The sequence below is a fragment of the Akkermansia sp. N21169 genome (genome assembly GCF_029854675.1).
Lineage (GTDB): Bacteria > Verrucomicrobiota > Verrucomicrobiia > Verrucomicrobiales > Akkermansiaceae > Akkermansia.
In genome coordinates this window covers 73,547-88,997 of sequence record NZ_JARWNC010000035.1, presented here as the reverse complement: position 1 = coordinate 88,997, position 15,451 = coordinate 73,547, and the positions used below count along the sequence as shown (strand labels likewise).

The 15,451-nt window shown below is 46.3% G+C and carries 16 protein-coding genes; 10 read left to right on the top strand and 6 right to left on the bottom strand.

Annotated features, from left to right (window positions below):
* The first annotated feature begins 213 nt into the window (after window positions 1–213).
* Window positions 214–1,281, top strand: coding sequence for a hypothetical protein (locus tag QET40_RS05260; RefSeq protein ID WP_280126123.1), 1,068 nt, complete (start codon window positions 214–216; stop codon window positions 1,279–1,281).
* A gap of 108 nt (window positions 1,282–1,389) precedes the next feature.
* Here the strand turns inward: QET40_RS05260 and QET40_RS05255 are convergent, their stop codons facing one another.
* Genes QET40_RS05255 through kduI form a run of 4 tightly spaced genes read right to left on the bottom strand, consistent with a single transcriptional unit; the run spans window position 1,390 to window position 5,745 of the window.
* On the bottom strand, window positions 1,390–2,544 hold the full coding sequence (locus QET40_RS05255; RefSeq protein ID WP_280126122.1) for an aldose epimerase family protein: 1,155 nt from the start codon (window positions 2,542–2,544) through the stop codon (window positions 1,390–1,392).
* Between the two features lie 37 nt (window positions 2,545–2,581).
* Entirely contained in the window at window positions 2,582–4,027 is a 1,446-nt protein-coding gene (locus tag QET40_RS05250) for an MFS transporter (RefSeq protein ID WP_280126121.1), read from the bottom strand.
* A gap of 23 nt (window positions 4,028–4,050) precedes the next feature.
* Entirely contained in the window at window positions 4,051–4,848 is a 798-nt protein-coding gene (locus QET40_RS05245) for a gluconate 5-dehydrogenase (protein ID WP_280126120.1), read from the bottom strand.
* A 54-nt stretch (window positions 4,849–4,902) separates the two neighbouring features.
* Window positions 4,903–5,745, bottom strand: a complete 843-nt coding sequence (kduI, locus tag QET40_RS05240; protein ID WP_280126119.1) for a 5-dehydro-4-deoxy-D-glucuronate isomerase — start codon at window positions 5,743–5,745, stop codon at window positions 4,903–4,905.
* A 350-nt stretch (window positions 5,746–6,095) separates the two neighbouring features.
* Between kduI and QET40_RS05235 the strand changes: the two genes are divergently transcribed.
* Window positions 6,096–6,239, top strand: a complete 144-nt coding sequence (locus QET40_RS05235; RefSeq protein WP_280126118.1) for a hypothetical protein — start codon at window positions 6,096–6,098, stop codon at window positions 6,237–6,239.
* A 42-nt stretch (window positions 6,240–6,281) separates the two neighbouring features.
* On the opposite strand, the gene QET40_RS05230 is transcribed toward QET40_RS05235, so the two are convergent.
* A complete protein-coding gene (locus QET40_RS05230) occupies window positions 6,282–6,602 on the bottom strand; it encodes a helix-turn-helix domain-containing protein (RefSeq protein WP_280126117.1) in 321 nt (106 codons plus the stop codon).
* A gap of 163 nt (window positions 6,603–6,765) precedes the next feature.
* On the opposite strand from QET40_RS05230, the gene QET40_RS05225 reads away from it, so the two are divergent.
* Window positions 6,766–7,395: an NAD(P)-dependent oxidoreductase gene (locus QET40_RS05225; protein WP_280126116.1), complete on the top strand. Its 630-nt coding sequence runs from the start codon at window positions 6,766–6,768 to the stop codon at window positions 7,393–7,395.
* 223 nt (window positions 7,396–7,618) lie between these two features.
* On the opposite strand, the gene QET40_RS05220 is transcribed toward QET40_RS05225, so the two are convergent.
* Window positions 7,619–8,542 carry a tyrosine-type recombinase/integrase gene (locus tag QET40_RS05220; protein ID WP_280126115.1) on the bottom strand — a complete coding sequence of 308 codons (924 nt, stop codon included), beginning with the start codon at window positions 8,540–8,542 and terminating at the stop codon, window positions 7,619–7,621.
* Between the two features lie 341 nt (window positions 8,543–8,883).
* Here QET40_RS05220 and QET40_RS05215 point away from each other — a divergent pair, with 341 nt between their 5' ends.
* From QET40_RS05215 to QET40_RS05185, 7 genes are read left to right on the top strand one after another with little or no spacing between them, the layout of a single operon-like run.
* The gene (locus tag QET40_RS05215) at window positions 8,884–9,453 is read left to right on the top strand and encodes a TerD family protein (protein ID WP_280126114.1); all 570 of its coding nucleotides are present in this window, start codon (window positions 8,884–8,886) and stop codon (window positions 9,451–9,453) included.
* Between the two features lie 21 nt (window positions 9,454–9,474).
* Window positions 9,475–10,143, top strand: a complete 669-nt coding sequence (locus QET40_RS05210) for a TerD family protein (protein ID WP_280126113.1) — start codon at window positions 9,475–9,477, stop codon at window positions 10,141–10,143.
* A 22-nt stretch (window positions 10,144–10,165) separates the two neighbouring features.
* Window positions 10,166–10,804, top strand: a complete 639-nt coding sequence (locus QET40_RS05205) for a VWA domain-containing protein (protein WP_280126112.1) — start codon at window positions 10,166–10,168, stop codon at window positions 10,802–10,804.
* Window positions 10,805–10,851: 47 nt separating this feature from the next.
* The gene (locus QET40_RS05200) at window positions 10,852–11,490 is read left to right on the top strand and encodes a VWA domain-containing protein (RefSeq protein ID WP_280126111.1); all 639 of its coding nucleotides are present in this window, start codon (window positions 10,852–10,854) and stop codon (window positions 11,488–11,490) included.
* Between the two features lie 13 nt (window positions 11,491–11,503).
* Complete coding sequence (locus tag QET40_RS05195; RefSeq protein ID WP_280126110.1) at window positions 11,504–12,568, top strand: TerY-C metal binding domain-containing protein; 1,065 nt, start codon at window positions 11,504–11,506, stop codon at window positions 12,566–12,568.
* 5 nt (window positions 12,569–12,573) lie between these two features.
* A complete protein-coding gene (locus QET40_RS05190) occupies window positions 12,574–13,953 on the top strand; it encodes a PP2C family serine/threonine-protein phosphatase (RefSeq protein ID WP_280126109.1) in 1,380 nt (459 codons plus the stop codon).
* A gap of 2 nt (window positions 13,954–13,955) precedes the next feature.
* The gene (locus tag QET40_RS05185) at window positions 13,956–15,434 is read left to right on the top strand and encodes a lipopolysaccharide kinase InaA family protein (protein WP_280126108.1); all 1,479 of its coding nucleotides are present in this window, start codon (window positions 13,956–13,958) and stop codon (window positions 15,432–15,434) included.
* Window positions 15,435–15,451 lie beyond the last annotated feature (17 nt).

The window sequence follows — 15,451 nt, the reverse complement described above, 5'->3', positions numbered from 1 at the left end:
TCAACGTTCCTCAAAAACGGAATGACGTCATTATGGTCTTTATTTATCGGTTTTGCTCAACGAATTTGCTGATTGCGATGTATTAACTTCAAGCTGTTGCATTACAGGAAAATCCGGTGCTCCGCTCAGTTACTTGATGATCTGTGCTGTGTCCTTTGAGAGTGACTTCAAGGGTTATGGCAGTAGAAAACCGGAACTTTTATCAATCAAGCTATGAACTGGATAACTCAAACCTTAGTCTGTGCACTGGGAATATGGATGATCCTGATGGTCGTTCGGTCCGCATGTAAAACCGCCTTGATCAATTTGCCTTCCAGTGAAATTGTGACTCGCACGCTCTTACGAATCGAGTACGGCTGTTTCGTCGTTTTGAATGTCAGGAAAATGTCCCCCGAAAAAAGGCAGAAATGCCTGTATTGGTTTGGTCCGGTGTTTTTGTTTGCCTGCATCGCCACCTATTTTTTTATTACGATGTTTGGTTTTGCCCTGATTTACTGGGTTACGGATTCGGAAACGACTTGGTGGCGTTCTCTTATTTCCAGCGGGTCCGCTCTCAGTACGTTGGGATTCTCTACTCCTCCTACTTCGATGGGGCAATTCCTGGCAATCCTTGAAGGAGGAGTCGGACTTGGCATTATCGTCTTCCTGCTCACGTTTATCCCCGGTTATCAGAGTATCGTTCAACAACGGGAAGAAATGAGTGCTCATTTGTATGCTCGTACCCATTCCTCACCGGATTGCGGGGCCTTTTATGAGTGGGCCGCCACAGCCGGGTTGAAGGACAGTCTCGGGGAGGTATGGAACAAGTGGGAAGATTTCCTTCGTACCATCGGTGATACGCATTCGGAATCCCTCATTCTCGTTTTCACTCCTTCTTCTCATCTGGGGCAATCGTGGGTCGTTTCCGTTTTTACCATGCTGGATGCAGCCAATCTGGCAGCGACTACTTTAAAGGGACAGGGAAGGATCGAAGCGGAAATCTGCCTCACTGAAGGCATCAAATCTCTGGAAATGACGGCGGAATTACTCCAGATGCACCATGGACCGGCACCATCCGAATGCTTGCAAAAGGATTGCTATGATGCCCTTTGCCAAAGATTGGCTGCCAAAGGGTATGAATTGGAAGAAGACGGGGAAAAATCCTGGATTGAATTCAGAGACAACCGTTCCCGTTACGAACACATCCTCGTTTCCCTGTCTTCCACTCTGTTCGTCGATCTGAAACCAAGCCTTCTGCGTTTCAGGGAAGGCGGCGGCGATACGGGAAACGCGATTCGGTAGGAAAGCCTGTTCTTGTTTCCCCATGGATTGACATCCATGCAAAACATCCTGTTCCGGAGTTAATGATCCGAAACAGGATGTTTTTTGCTCATGAAATAGTATCCGGTCTTACCGGACGCTGAATTTGTATACCGATTCCTGGGAATATTCCTGTCCGGGGCGCAGGACGGAAGACGGAAAGTTTTTGTGATTTGGCGCATCGGGGAAGTTCTGGCATTCGAGAGCGATTCCGCTGCGGAAGTTATGCTTGTCCCCCCTTTTGCCGATGTCCTTGCCATCCATGAAGTTGCCACTATAGAACTGTAACCCCGGCTGGTCTGTCAGGATATCCATGACAATGCCGGTTGAGGGTTCATAGAGTTCGGCCGCTTCGATGAGTTCGCCGGGTTTGGCGTTCTCAGGACGGTCAAGAACCCAATTGTGGTCGTATCCTTTGCCGAATTTCAAATCCCGGTTGGGGGAGTTGATTCGCTTGCCGATGGGGGCCGGCTTGCGAAAATCGAAGGGTGTCTTGTCTACTCCGGCCAGTTCACCCGTGGGAATAGCCTGGCTGTCTGTGGGGGTATACCGGCTGCCGTGGATAGTAAGCAAGTGCGAGTTGGTGGAACTGGCACTGGTTCCATGCAAATTGAAGTAGCTGTGGTTCGTCGGGTTCAGGACGGTTGGAGCATCCGTTGTGGCTCTGTACGAGATCCTCAGGGAATTGTCGTCGGTCAATGTATAAGTGACCGATAGAGTGACGGTTCCCGGGTATCCTTCTTCTCCGTCGGGGGAAATGTAGGTGAGCTTCAGGCATTTTTCCCCCTGGGCGTTGGTGAATGGCCGTGCCGTCCAGATCCGGTTGCCGAACCCGATCTTGCCTCCGTGCAAATGATTACCTTTTTCGTTGCGGGTGACATTGTATTTTTTGCCATCCAGCGTAAATTGCCCCTTGGCGATGCGGTTGCCATAGCGTCCGACAATCGGTCCGGCGTACTTGTCCGTGGCTTTCAGGTACTCGTCCAATCCCTCATATCCCCAGACGACGTCTTTGAAGGAACCATCTCGGGAGGGTATCCACAGGCTGACTATACGACCGCCGTAATTGGTAATTTGGGCGGTCATTCCGTTCTTGTTGGAGAGAGTGTAGAGACATACTTCCCTGCCGTCCATGGTCTTGTGGAACCGGGCGAATGGCAGGGGAGTCACGCTTGCATCGGGCGATGGCGAACATGATAGCATGGTCGTCCCCAGAAGGAGATAGGAGAGTAGCTTGTATGTCATTGCCGGGACAAAACGTGTGAAAGAGGCTAATATCCGGTTAGATGATTACCGGCTTGTACTTGGGTACGAGGACTTTCATAATGATCCAGCCGACCAAATAGGCCAGGGCGCAGATGATGAACATGATGAAGTAGCCGGCTTCCAGTCCCTCGAATCCCATGAAAGTGACGTGGGCGTCTTCACAGTGGTCGAAGAGGTTGCCGGAGCCCTTTTGCAGCAGGGCGGAGCCAAGTCCCCCGGCCATGCCGCCGATACCCGTGATGGTGGCGATAGCGGATTTTGGGAACATGTCGCCGATGGTGGAAAAGATATTGGCGGACCATGCCTGATGGGCTGCACCGGCCAAACCGATGAGACAGACGGGAATCCAGACCGAGAGGGAGCCTAGCGGCTGGGCAAAGAGGACCAGCACCGGGAAGAAGGCAAAGATGAGCATCGCTTTCATGCGGCCCGCATAGGGGTTCATGCCCTTGTTGATGAAGTGGGTCGGTAGCCAGCCTCCGATGATGGAAAGCAGCGTGATCAAGTACAAGACGAAGATCATCGGGGCGCTCTGGGTAGAGTCAAGGCCGTATACTTTGCTGAGATAGGCGGGAGCCCACAAAAGGTAGAACCACCAGACGCCGTCCGTCATGAACTTGCCGACGGCAAAGGCCCAGGTCTGACGGTAGGTGAAACTCTGCAACAGGCTGATTTTTTTGCCTTCTTTCTCTTCAGTTTGTTCCACTTTGGAAACTTCGTCCTTGTCCTGCTGGATGTAGGCGAGTTCTGCGGCACTGACTCTGGGGTTTTGATCCGGCTTCTTATAAAGGAAGACCCAGAAGCCCATCCAGAGGAAGCCGAGGGCGCCGATGATGATGAAGGACATTTCCCAGCCGTAGGCTACGGCGATGAAGGGGATGGTTAGCGGGGCGAGTAGAGCTCCTGCTGTAGCTCCCGCATTGAAAATACTGGTCGAGAAGGCTCGGTCTTTCTTGGGGAAGTATTCCGCGGTAGCCTTGATCGCAGCCGGAAAGTTGCCTGCTTCACCGATGGCCAGCACACAGCGGGCGATGATAAACAGGGTAACGCTGACGTTGACGATGCGGGCGGTATCGTTGATATGGGAAATAACTTCTTTGGCTTCTTCGAATCCGACGAACCAGGTCCCGTCGAGAATGCCTGCCGTGGCAATGCCGCAGTAGGCGTGGACGCAGGCGCCCAGCGACCAGATGCCGATGGACCAGAGATAGCCTTTCTTGGTATCCATCCAGTCGACGAATCGACCGGCAAAGAGCATGCCGATGGCATAAACCAGAGAGAACAAGGCTGTGATATTGCCGTAATCGGTATTGGTCCAGTGGAATTCCGGAGCGATGAAGTCAGCCCAGGTCAGGGACAGGACCTGGCGGTCCATGTAGTTGACTGTCGTAGCGAAGAAGAGCATGGCGCAGATGATCCAGCGGTAGCGGGTCATAGTGCCTCCTTGAGATTGTGTCGTCATATCGGTATATACAGTATCTCGGATTAGTTTTCGTTGGACGCTTTACCAAGCGTGGCGAGGATGCCGCCGTCTACATACAGGATGTGCCCGTTGACAAAGTTGGATGCTTCCGAAGCCAGGAAAATAGCCGTACCGGCGAGATCCTCCGGATTTCCCCATCGTGCGGCAGGAGTGCGTTTAAGGATAAATTCGTTGAAGGGATTGCCGTTAACGCGGATGGGTGCCGTCTGGCTGGTGGCGAAGTAACCCGGTCCGATGCCATTGACCTGGATATTGTACCGGGCCCATTCCGTAGCGAGATTCTTGGTGAGCATCTTGAGACCTCCCTTGGCGGCTGCGTAGGCGGAGACGGTGTCGCGACCTACTTCACTCATCATCGAGCACATGTTGATGATTTTGCCGCAGCCTCGTTCCTTCATGCCGCGGGCGACGCGGCGGGACATCAGGAAGGGGGCTGTCAGATCGATGTTAATCACCTGGTTCCAATCCTCCAGACTCATTTCCAGAGCAGGAATGCGCTTAATGATGCCGGCATTGTTGACAAGAATGTCGATGGGGCCGACTTCCTGTTCGATGCGGGTGATGTTTTCATCAATCAAATCCTCCCGGGTGACGTCGAAGACGTAGGGATGGGCGGTAATGCCGGCAGAGGCGTATTCTTCGACGGCCTGAGCGAGTTTTTCCGGATTGGAACCATTGATGACGATGGTCGCCCCGGCTTGTCCGAGGCCGATGGCGACGGCCATGCCGAGACCGTGGGAACTTCCCGTAATGAGGGCGATTTTTCCATCGAGGCGGAAGAGATCAATTCCTTGAGACATAAGTAAAACAAAGATTGGAGTGAAAAGAAAGAAGGAGAGGATGGGAGAGGGGGGTTATTTCAGATCGGTGGCCGTGCAGCCGTCCATATCGTTGTAGTCGAGATTCTCTCCTGCCATGCCCCAGATGAAAGTGTAATTGCTGGTGGCGCAGGCAGAGTGGATGGACCACGACGGGGAGATTACGGCTTGCTCGCGCTTCATCCAGATGTGGCGCGTTTCGTCGATTTCGCCCATGAAGTGACAGACCGCGTTTTTGTCGCAGAAGTCAAAGTAGAAGTAGGCTTCCATGCGGCGGTTGTGAGTGTGTGGCGGCATCGTGTTCCAGACGCTGCCGGGCTTGAGCTCGGTCATGCCCATTTGAAGCTGGCATGTTTGCAGGACTTCCCGGACGATCATGCGGTTGATGACCCGGTGATTGCTTTCTTCCAGAGTCCCGAGTTCCAGAATGACGGCATCTTTCTTGGTAACCTTGCGCGTTGGGTACGACGTATGAGCGGGGGCGGAGTTGAAATAGAATTTGGCGGGGGCGGTCTTGTCGCAACTGGAGAAGATAATCTCTTTGTTGCCGCGGCCGATGTAAAGGGCTTCCTTGTGACCGATTTCGTATTCGGTTCCCTCGACGGAGACTTTTCCTGCTCCTCCGACATTGATGAGGCCGATCTCACGGCGTTCCGTGAAGAATTCGGCACGCAGGGCGTCGACGGGTTCGAGTTTCAAGGCTTCATCTACCGGATGAATACCGCCGACGATCAGACGATCATACATGGAATAAACCAAGTTGATTTCATCTGCGGTAAAGAGGGTTTCGATCAGGAAGTCTTCCCGGAGCCGGGAAGTATCGTAGGATTTGGCATCGCGGGGATTTGCAGCGTAACGAAGCTGAAAATTGGTTTTCATGGATAGAATAGAGATTTGAGAAATGATGTTGTTGTATTCCAGTATACGGAGAGTAAAAGCTCCATATATCAATAAAACAATGACTCCTTCCAGTTTCTCATGTTAACGCCGGATGTCCATGATTTTCTTTGAGTGGCATGATTTTTAACGGACTTTTGACGGATTGCTTTCCAAGCCTATTGACAGATGGAGGAGTTATTCTAAAGTGCGAGAATGAATTTTTTCTGGAGAATTCCCAAATGATTCTGGGTTCGCATTGGGGTACTGATTTTGCTAACCGTGGTGAGCTCTTGTGTTCACAGTACGTCTCAATCGTCCGTAATTTCTGGGCGGCGGACATCCCAGCCGTCATGCTTACCGACACCGCCTTCTTTTGCAACAAACGCTACCACGAAGCCACAGATAACCCCGACCCCCTCGACTACAAACGCATGGCCGCCTGCGTTCTGGGTTTGTATGAGGCAGTCAAGGAATGCTCGGGTATTGTCAAATAGCCGAAAACATGAATTTGGCAGAATGCCGGAATGGCCCGGGTTTTAACTGTTCTTGTTTTTGTACTCCGTTCCCCATGCGACCATGGCGTCCAAAACCGGCTTGAGACTGTAGCCTGTTTCAGTCAGTGTGTACTCCACCCGTGGCGGTACTTCGGGGTACACTTTCCGGGTAAGCAGTCCGCTCTCTTCCATGGAGCGTAAATTAGCTGTCAGAACCTTTTGAGAGACGTGCCCGACAGACTTCTTTAATTCTCCAAAGCGTTTTGTTCCGTCCATCAAATCACGGATAATCAATACTTTCCAGCGATCTCGGATAAGCATCAAAGTGATTTCGACCGGGCAAGGCGGCAGTTCTTCCTTCATAAAAGATCTATCGTTTCCAATGAGTAACTAAAGTACAATAAGGTGCTTACTTTACAAAAAGTAAGTAGAGATATATGGTATACCATGCAAGCGAAAAAGTAATCGCTCGTCATCATCTTGGAGACAAGAGGGCAAAATAAAAATAGAAATGGAGATAGGTACTATGAAAATCGCAGTTGTTTCTGCAAATGGCAAAGAGGGCAAACTAATCGTTCGGGAAGCCATGGAAAGAGGGCTTGACGTTACGGCAGTTGTACGTGGGGAAAACCGGTCCGATGCCACACAGGTAATCAAAAAGGATCTTTTCGATTTGACGGCTTCGGATTTGAAGGGCTTTGATGTCGTCATTGACGCGTTTGGCGCATGGTCTCCGGAAACCCTGCCTCTGCACGGTACATCCTTAAAACATTTGTGCGATATCGTAAGCGGGCAGGATGCAAGGCTTTTGATTGTCGGAGGAGCCGGTAGCCTGTATGTGAACCCGGAACATACTCTGCAGCTTATGGATGCCCCGGATTTTCCCGACATGTTCAAGCCTTTGGCCTCCGCAATGGGCAAGGCGCTGGAAGAACTCCGTACCAGGGATGATGTGAAATGGACGTACATCAGCCCGGCTGCCGATTTCCGGGCTGATGGAGCCAGAACCGGCAAATATATTCTGGGAGGAGAAGAGCTGCCCCTGAGCTCCAAAGGAGAGAGTACTATCAGCTACGCGGATTATGCGGTGGCGATGGTGGACGAGGCCGTAAACGGAGATCATGTCCGGCAGAGGATTTCCGTGGTAGCCGAATAACGGCTTATCTGTGACAAGCCGGCTCATCGGCTTGGTGCCTGAAAGTGAGCCGGCTTGTGAAAGAACGCGTCGAAATTGCGGTGTTCCGGGGAGCGCGGGAGGTAAACCTCCGGCTACCGAATGAGCGCTTTTTCTTTTTTATAAGTAGAGTTCCGGGCAATCGAAATAGGAAATTGCCGGTGGGAGATGCTTTTGGTCACTCGCGCTTGGATCATGCAAGAGTTTAGTGCAGAACTTTGCCTTGAAGCGAAGGAGTAGGTTGGGGGTGCCAGAACTGTTTGGCGTCTTTTTTGGATCGATGGTTCATATTAAGATATCTGTATTGAAGGAGTTTGAGGGAGGAGTGCCCCATTTCCATCTGAAGATCAGTCAAATTACGATAATAGCAGGCATGATAAGTGGCGAAAGTGTGCCGGAGGCTGTCCGCTTGCCATTTCTTTGAGACACCGTCCCATCCTGCGGCATGATGGAGCTGAGTCCATTTGCGCCTCCATCCGGTAGGGCAGATTGGAGTATCCGGAGCAGCAGGAGGACATGAGCGTAGCAAATTCCTTAAAACGGGGTGGATGGAGACTATCCGGCATCCTCCAGTCTTGCTATGGGATGAAGCAATGAGAATCGTTTTCGTATTGAGATTGATGTTTTTCCAGCGCAAGCGCTCCAATTCGTGAGGCCGGATGCCCGCATAGAGCATAAGGCCAACAGCTGCCAGGCAGGATTGATCAAACATGGTCTTCGCCTGGTGGAGCAAAGCCTGGATATCCGAAGCCTCCAGAGGTCGAATTTCGTGTTCCCGCATAGGAGGACTGTCGATTCGGAGAACAGGGTTTTCATGGCACCACCCTCGTTTGAAAGCTACCGTCATGATTCCGCTTAATATGGCACGGGCTTTGAACCTCTGCCGTGGCGTAGAGAACGATTGCTCCACGACTTCCTGACAAAAATGGCTGTCCATCTGTCGTACCATGCGCCGTTCCAATCCGGAAACGCGCAGCATCATTCTTTGAGCAAAGTAGCGGATATCCCTCAAACTCGTCGGTCGCAAGTGAGCTTTTGCCCTCAATGTTTCATCGACAGCTTCCTGGAAGGAAACGGTTCTGTCCTCATGCTCCAGCGCCTCAACGCCTCGGATTACACACTTTTGCATGGCTCTGAGGGAACTCTGTCCACCCGCCGTATAGAGATGATGCACCAACGTTGCCGCCTCCAAGACAGAAATTCCCGTGTTTTTTAGAAGTTGTTCAGCGGCCAATATTTCCTCTAAGGGAGTCCTTGTTGTTTCAGTCATACCTCCATTTGGGCACAGGATTGCCTATCCCGCATCAAGCGAAAAATGGGATGATTTTGATTTTATATAATAATTTAATATTCAATAAGTTGCTATATTGTTCGGGATCGATGAGAGCAGGATTGAAGAAATTTTTTACATCTGACCATCAAGACTGACAATGATGATGCAGGATAGGCAATCCTGTAATGTATAAAATCATGGCAATCAATTTACAAAAAGGTCAAAGGATCAGTATCTCGTTGTCGAAACTAAGTGTGGGATTAGGCTGGGATGCCAATGTTGATACCGGAAATCCCTATGATTTAGATGCGTCGGCATTCATGGTCGACAAGAATAGGCAGATACCTGAAGAAGGTTTTTTCGTCTTTTACAATAATCTGGAATCGCCTGACAAAGCAGTAATTTCTTCTGGTGATGATCAAACGGGTGATAACAGTGATGAGGGTGATGATGAAACATTATTTGTGGATTTGTACCGTATAGATACGAGGATTGAAGAAATCATCTTCACCGTGACAATACATGACTATGAGACGCGAAAACAGAATTTTGGGCAAATCCATAATTCATATATTCGTATTTGCAATACGGTTACCAATGAAGAAATTGCAAAATACGAACTAGATGAAGATTTCTCTGTAGAAACATCAGTAGAATTTGGACGTCTTTACAAGAAGAATGGAGAATGGAAATTCGAAGCAATTGGATGTGGTTATCGCGATGGACTTGAAGGTTTCGTAGAGAAATATGCGAAAGATTACATTTAATTAATACCATAAGGAATCAATATGGCAATCAGACTAAAAAAAGGGCAAAAGATCAATCTCGAAAAAAATAATGGGGTACAGCTTGCGCATTTTTGCGTAGGATGCAACTGGGGCGCCATTGAAACTACTAAGAGAGGTTTATTTGGACTCAGCAAAAAAATAGAAGAAGTAGATCTGGATCTTAGTTGCATCATGCTTGATGGAAATGGAAATTGTGTCGACTATATATATTCTCCTTTGTATCGGCAGGATTTTCTTTCCAAATATGGCATGCCGATGGGAAAAGTAGATTCGTACGATTTTGCATTGCATCATTCGGGTGACGACCTCAAGGGAGACATTGGAGGCGACGATGGATTAGATAATGAAATTATAACTGTCAATTTGGCAGGTATAAATCCAAAAATTGAACAGATTTTCTTTTTTCTCAATAATTGTGGGAAGGAAGATTTTTCTCAGATACCTTATGCAGCAATACGCATGTATGAAGGAACCCCAACAAAGGTAGAAGCAATTTTTGCTCAGTACGACGTATCTGCTCAGCCCGGATATAAGGGAAAAAAAGCCTTGATCATGGGCCGCTTATATAAGCGAGGAAACGCGTGGCGATTTGCAGCGATTGGGGATGCTTATGAAGATGCCAATCTGTGTATTACAATTGGTCGGATTTTACGTGACTATGCAAAATAATATAAACTACATATAATAAACAATGAGAAAATTACCCGTTTATCTTTTGCTTGATACATCTGGTTCCATGTTTGGAGAACCGATTGAGGCAGTCAAGAATGGTTTGCAAGTTCTTCTTGCTACACTAAGGTCTGATCCCTATGCATTGGAGACCGCCTACCTGAGCATTATCACTTTTGATTCTTCGGCTCAACAGATCGTTCCTCTTACAGAACTTTCCGCTTTCAAAGAACCAGTTATAGCTGCTAATGGTTGCACGGCATTGGGAGAGGCTCTCTGTCTCCTTTCTGATTGTGTGGAGAGGGAAGTGTCAAAAACTACGGCTGAAATCAAAGGCGATTGGAAACCGTTGGTGTTTATCATGACCGATGGTGTACCTACCGATGATTTGCAGAAAGGGCTAGATGCACTCAAGAAGTTAAAATTTGGAATGATTGTTGCATGTGCCGCTGGAAATGGAGCAGACACAAACGTTCTTAAGCAAATTACAGAATGCGTTGTATCATTGGATACAGCTGATCGAGAAACGATTAAGCAATTTTTCAAGTGGGTCTCTGCATCCGTTAGCGCCGGGAGCATGAAAGTTGAAGATAGCGGCAAAGAAGTCAATGGTCTTAGCGAATTGCCTCCTCCTCCTCCAGAAGTTAACATCGTTGTGTAGGATTAACGGCACGACAAAATATATGTAAGTCTTATGCCGTCATTACCATGTCCCGGAAACTCCCCGTATATTTATTGATAGATACATCGGGTTCTATGAAAGGAGAACCTATTGAATCAGTTAAGGTTGGTCTAGAAGCGATGTTGTCCAGTCTCAGGCAGGATCCATTTGCTCTGGATTCTGTCCACATGAGCATCATTGTCTTCGATAAAGATGTCAAACAGCTTTTTCCTCTGACAAGCTTGGATCAGCTAAAATTACCTACAATAACAACTCCTGATTCTGGACCTACTCATTTAGGGGCTGCTCTGCAACTTCTATGTCAATGTGTTGACCAGGAAGTACAAAGGACAACTAAAGACAAAAAAGGAGACTGGATGCCTCTTCTGTTCGTTATGACAGACGGCAAACCTTCTGATACATTTCTTTACAATGAAATGATTGAGCAGGTAAAAAAACGTAAGTTTGCCAGTATCATTGCATGTGCAGCAGGCATGAAAGCAAAGGTAGAACCTCTGCAAAAACTTACATCGCAAGTTTATGCTTTGGATGTAATGGATAGCGCTTCGTTTATGAAATTCTTTACTTGGGTGTCAGCGTCTATTGGAGTAGGGAATCGCAGCATTGGTGCTACAGACGATCTCGTGCTCCCACCTCCTCCTGCAGAGATTAATCTCGTGATTTAATAGGAAATTTTATATGCGAAGATTACCAATATATTTTTTAATCGATGTTTCGGAATCAATGGTTGGTGCACCTGTTGAAGAAGTAGAACAGGGTATGAGATACGTCATTCAAGAACTTAGGAATAATCCCTATGCATTGGAGACTGTTTTTGTGTCAGTGATCGTCTTTGCAGGTAAAGCCAAAATAGTTCTTCCTCTAACAGAGCTGTATCAGTTTTATCCCCCAAAATTACCCGTAGGCGGTGGTACTTCTCTTGGAGAAGGATTGAATGCCTTAATGGATGATATTGACAATTCCGTGCAAAAAACGACAGAAAAAATTAAAGGTGATTGGAAACCAATCGTCTTTCTGTTTACGGATGGGATTCCAACGGATCAATATGAAAAAAACTTTGAGCGTTGGAATATATACTATCGGAATCAATGTAGCCTGATAGCTATTTCCGTCGGAAGAGGTGCTGATGTGTCTGCTCTATCAAAATTAACAGACAATATCGTTATTTTCGATCGTGAAAATCAACAATCATATCAGGAATTTTTCGATTGGATAACAGCTTCGATAAAAACTCGGAGTATGTCTATTGCCAAGAATGGTTTTGAACAAGAAATTTCCGAACTGCTCAATGAGTCAGATCTATGCAAAATTGACTTAAAGAAAATTGTACCTGAAAAGGTGGATGATAATTATGTTGTACTTGTGGCTAAATGTCAGGAGACAAAACAACCTTACCTCATAAAATTTATAAAGAAAGTCCGGATGATGGAAGGTTTTGAAAGTTTGAATGAAATGAATCTCAACGAACGATATTTCAAATTGCAGGGCGCCTATCCCATAGACGAAAAAAACTATTTGGAATTAACAGAACCCCATTATGCCTCGGTGAAAGTTAGTACAATCGACCTGGAAGGTAGCCCATCTTGTCCCTGTTGTGGAAATAGCTTTGGAATGATCATTTGTCAGTGTGGAGGTATTTTTTGTGGCGAACTGAAAAAAACATTAAAGTGCCCATGGTGCAATTCATCAGGATACATGAAATTGATGGGTAAAAATTTAGATATCAATCGAAGCCAAGGATAAGGTGTATGAATAACTATCTTGATATTATCAAATTGGCTACTGTTGGTGAGTTAAATGAATATATTATCGAAAATGAAATTTTTTTGACTAATACATTAAGTGCGTTTGTTGAAAAGATAAGAAATAGAGTTTTTATGGAGCAAAAATGTATTTTGGAACAATATTTGGAATCATTTAATTTTTCCCTTCCAAACGCACGGGTAGCTCAAGATTACCAATACCAACTGGAATCCATTGTTTTCAAAGACTATGAAATTGTCAACATGTGGGTGCTTGGTCTAGAAGGAACCGGATTATCTTATAACCCGGATACCGGAGTTATTTCTGGACAAGCATCGGAAGCGGGAGAAATTTCCTTGACGCTTTATTATCAATTAGATGTCGAAGACGAAGAACATACCTTGTCGCGTTCCTTGATACTGGTTGTTAATCCCGATCCTCGTGATTTATGGAAAGATATTCCGACACCTTCAGGGATTCCATATTACAAACCTGATTTTGAGAAATGTTTCATCCCGCGTTTACAGGAGAATGGCAAAAATATGGTAGCTGCCAGCCTGCGTGGTCGTTCTCATGCTCATGTCGGCAAAGCTCGTGATGATCACTTTGCAATGAAATTCTGTGAGAAAACTGGTTGGTATATTCTTGCGGTTGCTGATGGCGCTGGTTCTGCGGAATATTCTCGCCGTGGTTCTCAAATAGCTTGCGATGTTGCTCTGACTAATTGTGCTGGGCTATTGGAGAACGATGATGAATCGTTATCGGAAAAAATTCATGTGCAATACCATGATCCATCACAAGCAGTAGAAAAATCTTTTTCTGATGCTCTTTACTATCTGTTGGGAAAAGCAGCTTTTAATGCCTATAAAAGCATAGAGGAAGAGGCCTCTTCACAAGCGATTCAGACGAGAGAATTTGCAACAACAATTTTAATTACTATTGCAAAGAAATTTGATTTTGGTTGGTTTGTCGCTTCTTTTTGGGTAGGCGATGGAGCCCTTGCTATTTACAGGCGCTCTGAGGATACTACATATTTAAAAATCATGGGGAAACCCGATGGTGGTGAATTTGCAGGGCAAACTCGTTTTTTGACAATGAAAGAAATTATGTATAACTCGCAGGATATAATTGCGCGGCTGAAATTTGATTTTATTGAAGATTTTACAGCGGTAATACTTATGACCGATGGCATTTCCGACCCAAAATTCGAGACTGATGCAAACTTGGAAAAACCGAAAATGTGGGATGACTTGTGGTCTGAACTATTGGCAGAAGTTCCCCAGCTTGCAGGTGATAAGGAAGATCCATCTGATGCACTTCTGAAATGGCTCCTGTTTTGGTCGCAGGGGAATCACGATGATAGGACGATTGCAATTTTATACTAAATATGGCTAAAACAATAAAACTGATAGCGGAAGATGGTTCCTCTATTGAGTTCCTGGATGATGTTATTGGATCCGGGGCGATGAAGGATGTGTATTTTAGCACAGATAAATCGTATGTCGTTGGTTTTTTTAGAGTACCACAGGATGCCAATGCGCTAGATCGTCTTCATAATATAACGGGTATTTATCGTGAGAAAATTTTTAATCAGGATGGTGGCGCCTATTGGGAAGATCTTTTTTGTTGGCCAACAAAAATTGTAAAATGGGGTGATAAGGTTGGTATTGTATGTCCTAGTTACAAAAAGCATTTCTTTTTTGAATCTGGAAATTTTAAAGGTAAGGAGAAAGAGGGGAAGTGGTTTGCTTCTGCGAAGTTACGCAATAAATTTCTGCCGGCATCGGAAAAAGGAACGTGGCTACATCATTTCCAAATGTGTATTCGGATTGCCCGTGCAGTTAAAAGGCTGCATGCAGCTGGACTTGCTCATTCGGATCTTTCATACAAAAATGTTCTAGTTGACCCTTCCAGTGGTAGAGCGGCAATTATTGATATCGATGGTTTGGTTGTACCTGGAAAATATCCCCCTGATGTTGTAGGGACACCTGATTTTATTGCTCCCGAAGTACTTCAGACTCGTTCTCTTCCTTTACAGTCTCCTCAGAAGTCGCTTCCAAGCATCAAGACTGATCGCCATGCTCTTGCTGTGTTGATATATATGTATCTGCTTTATCGTCATCCTTTAAGAGGAGGAAAGGTTAATCACGTGGATACGGCTAAGGATGAAGAAATCTCCATGGGAGAAAAAGCGTTATTTATTGAAAATCCTACCGATAGAAGCAATCTTCCTAAAGTTGATCAACTGGATAAAAGCGAGCTACCTCAGGGAGATGTAACCAAAATGCCGTATACAATTTGCGGCCCCTATCTGAAAGATCTGTTTGATAGAGCATTTATTGTTGGCCTTCATAATCCCGAGAAACGTCCTACTGCTGACGAGTGGGAGCATGCGCTTATAAAAACGACGGATTTGATGCAACCATGCCAAAATCCACAATGTGAAGCCAAATGGTTTGTTTTTGATAATTCTACATCGCCTTGCTGTCCTTTTTGTGGAAGGCAATACAAGGGAATTCTTCCCGTCCTGAATTTTTATTGTTCTTCGAGAAAAGGAGGATCGTATCTTCCCGAAAATTATAGACTTATGGTGTATGATAAGCAGTCTCTCTATATGTGGCACGTCAACCGATTCGTGTCTGCTAACGAGAAAACGAAGGCAGAAGATAAGGTTCCGGTTGCTGATTTTCATTTTTTTAATAACGAGTGGATTCTTATAAATCGTAAACTTGATAGTCTTATTGATACGGATGCAAATAGAAAAATTGGGATTGGAGAGTATGTGGCTTTGACGGACGGAAAGAAAATTTTGCTTTCCCAAAATGATGGGGGGCGGTTGATTGTGGTTCAATTAGTTAAAAATTAGTTTATCAATAAAAATTT

What these genes read in the sequence shown, in the direction of transcription:
- QET40_RS05260 (WP_280126123.1), top strand. Translation starts at nt 214, where the DNA reads ATGAACTGGATAACTCAAACCTTAGTCTGTGCACTGGGAATATGGATG.
- QET40_RS05255 (WP_280126122.1), bottom strand. Translation starts at nt 2,544, where the DNA reads ATGACATACAAGCTACTCTCCTATCTCCTTCTGGGGACGACCATGCTA.
- QET40_RS05250 (WP_280126121.1), bottom strand. Translation starts at nt 4,027, where the DNA reads ATGACGACACAATCTCAAGGAGGCACTATGACCCGCTACCGCTGGATC.
- QET40_RS05245 (WP_280126120.1), bottom strand. Translation starts at nt 4,848, where the DNA reads ATGTCTCAAGGAATTGATCTCTTCCGCCTCGATGGAAAAATCGCCCTC.
- kduI (WP_280126119.1), bottom strand. Translation starts at nt 5,745, where the DNA reads ATGAAAACCAATTTTCAGCTTCGTTACGCTGCAAATCCCCGCGATGCC.
- QET40_RS05235 (WP_280126118.1), top strand. Translation starts at nt 6,096, where the DNA reads ATGCTTACCGACACCGCCTTCTTTTGCAACAAACGCTACCACGAAGCC.
- QET40_RS05230 (WP_280126117.1), bottom strand. Translation starts at nt 6,602, where the DNA reads ATGAAGGAAGAACTGCCGCCTTGCCCGGTCGAAATCACTTTGATGCTT.
- QET40_RS05225 (WP_280126116.1), top strand. Translation starts at nt 6,766, where the DNA reads ATGAAAATCGCAGTTGTTTCTGCAAATGGCAAAGAGGGCAAACTAATC.
- QET40_RS05220 (WP_280126115.1), bottom strand. Translation starts at nt 8,542, where the DNA reads ATGCAAAAGTGTGTAATCCGAGGCGTTGAGGCGCTGGAGCATGAGGAC.
- QET40_RS05215 (WP_280126114.1), top strand. Translation starts at nt 8,884, where the DNA reads ATGGCAATCAATTTACAAAAAGGTCAAAGGATCAGTATCTCGTTGTCG.
- QET40_RS05210 (WP_280126113.1), top strand. Translation starts at nt 9,475, where the DNA reads ATGGCAATCAGACTAAAAAAAGGGCAAAAGATCAATCTCGAAAAAAAT.
- QET40_RS05205 (WP_280126112.1), top strand. Translation starts at nt 10,166, where the DNA reads ATGAGAAAATTACCCGTTTATCTTTTGCTTGATACATCTGGTTCCATG.
- QET40_RS05200 (WP_280126111.1), top strand. Translation starts at nt 10,852, where the DNA reads ATGTCCCGGAAACTCCCCGTATATTTATTGATAGATACATCGGGTTCT.
- QET40_RS05195 (WP_280126110.1), top strand. Translation starts at nt 11,504, where the DNA reads ATGCGAAGATTACCAATATATTTTTTAATCGATGTTTCGGAATCAATG.
- QET40_RS05190 (WP_280126109.1), top strand. Translation starts at nt 12,574, where the DNA reads ATGAATAACTATCTTGATATTATCAAATTGGCTACTGTTGGTGAGTTA.
- QET40_RS05185 (WP_280126108.1), top strand. Translation starts at nt 13,956, where the DNA reads ATGGCTAAAACAATAAAACTGATAGCGGAAGATGGTTCCTCTATTGAG.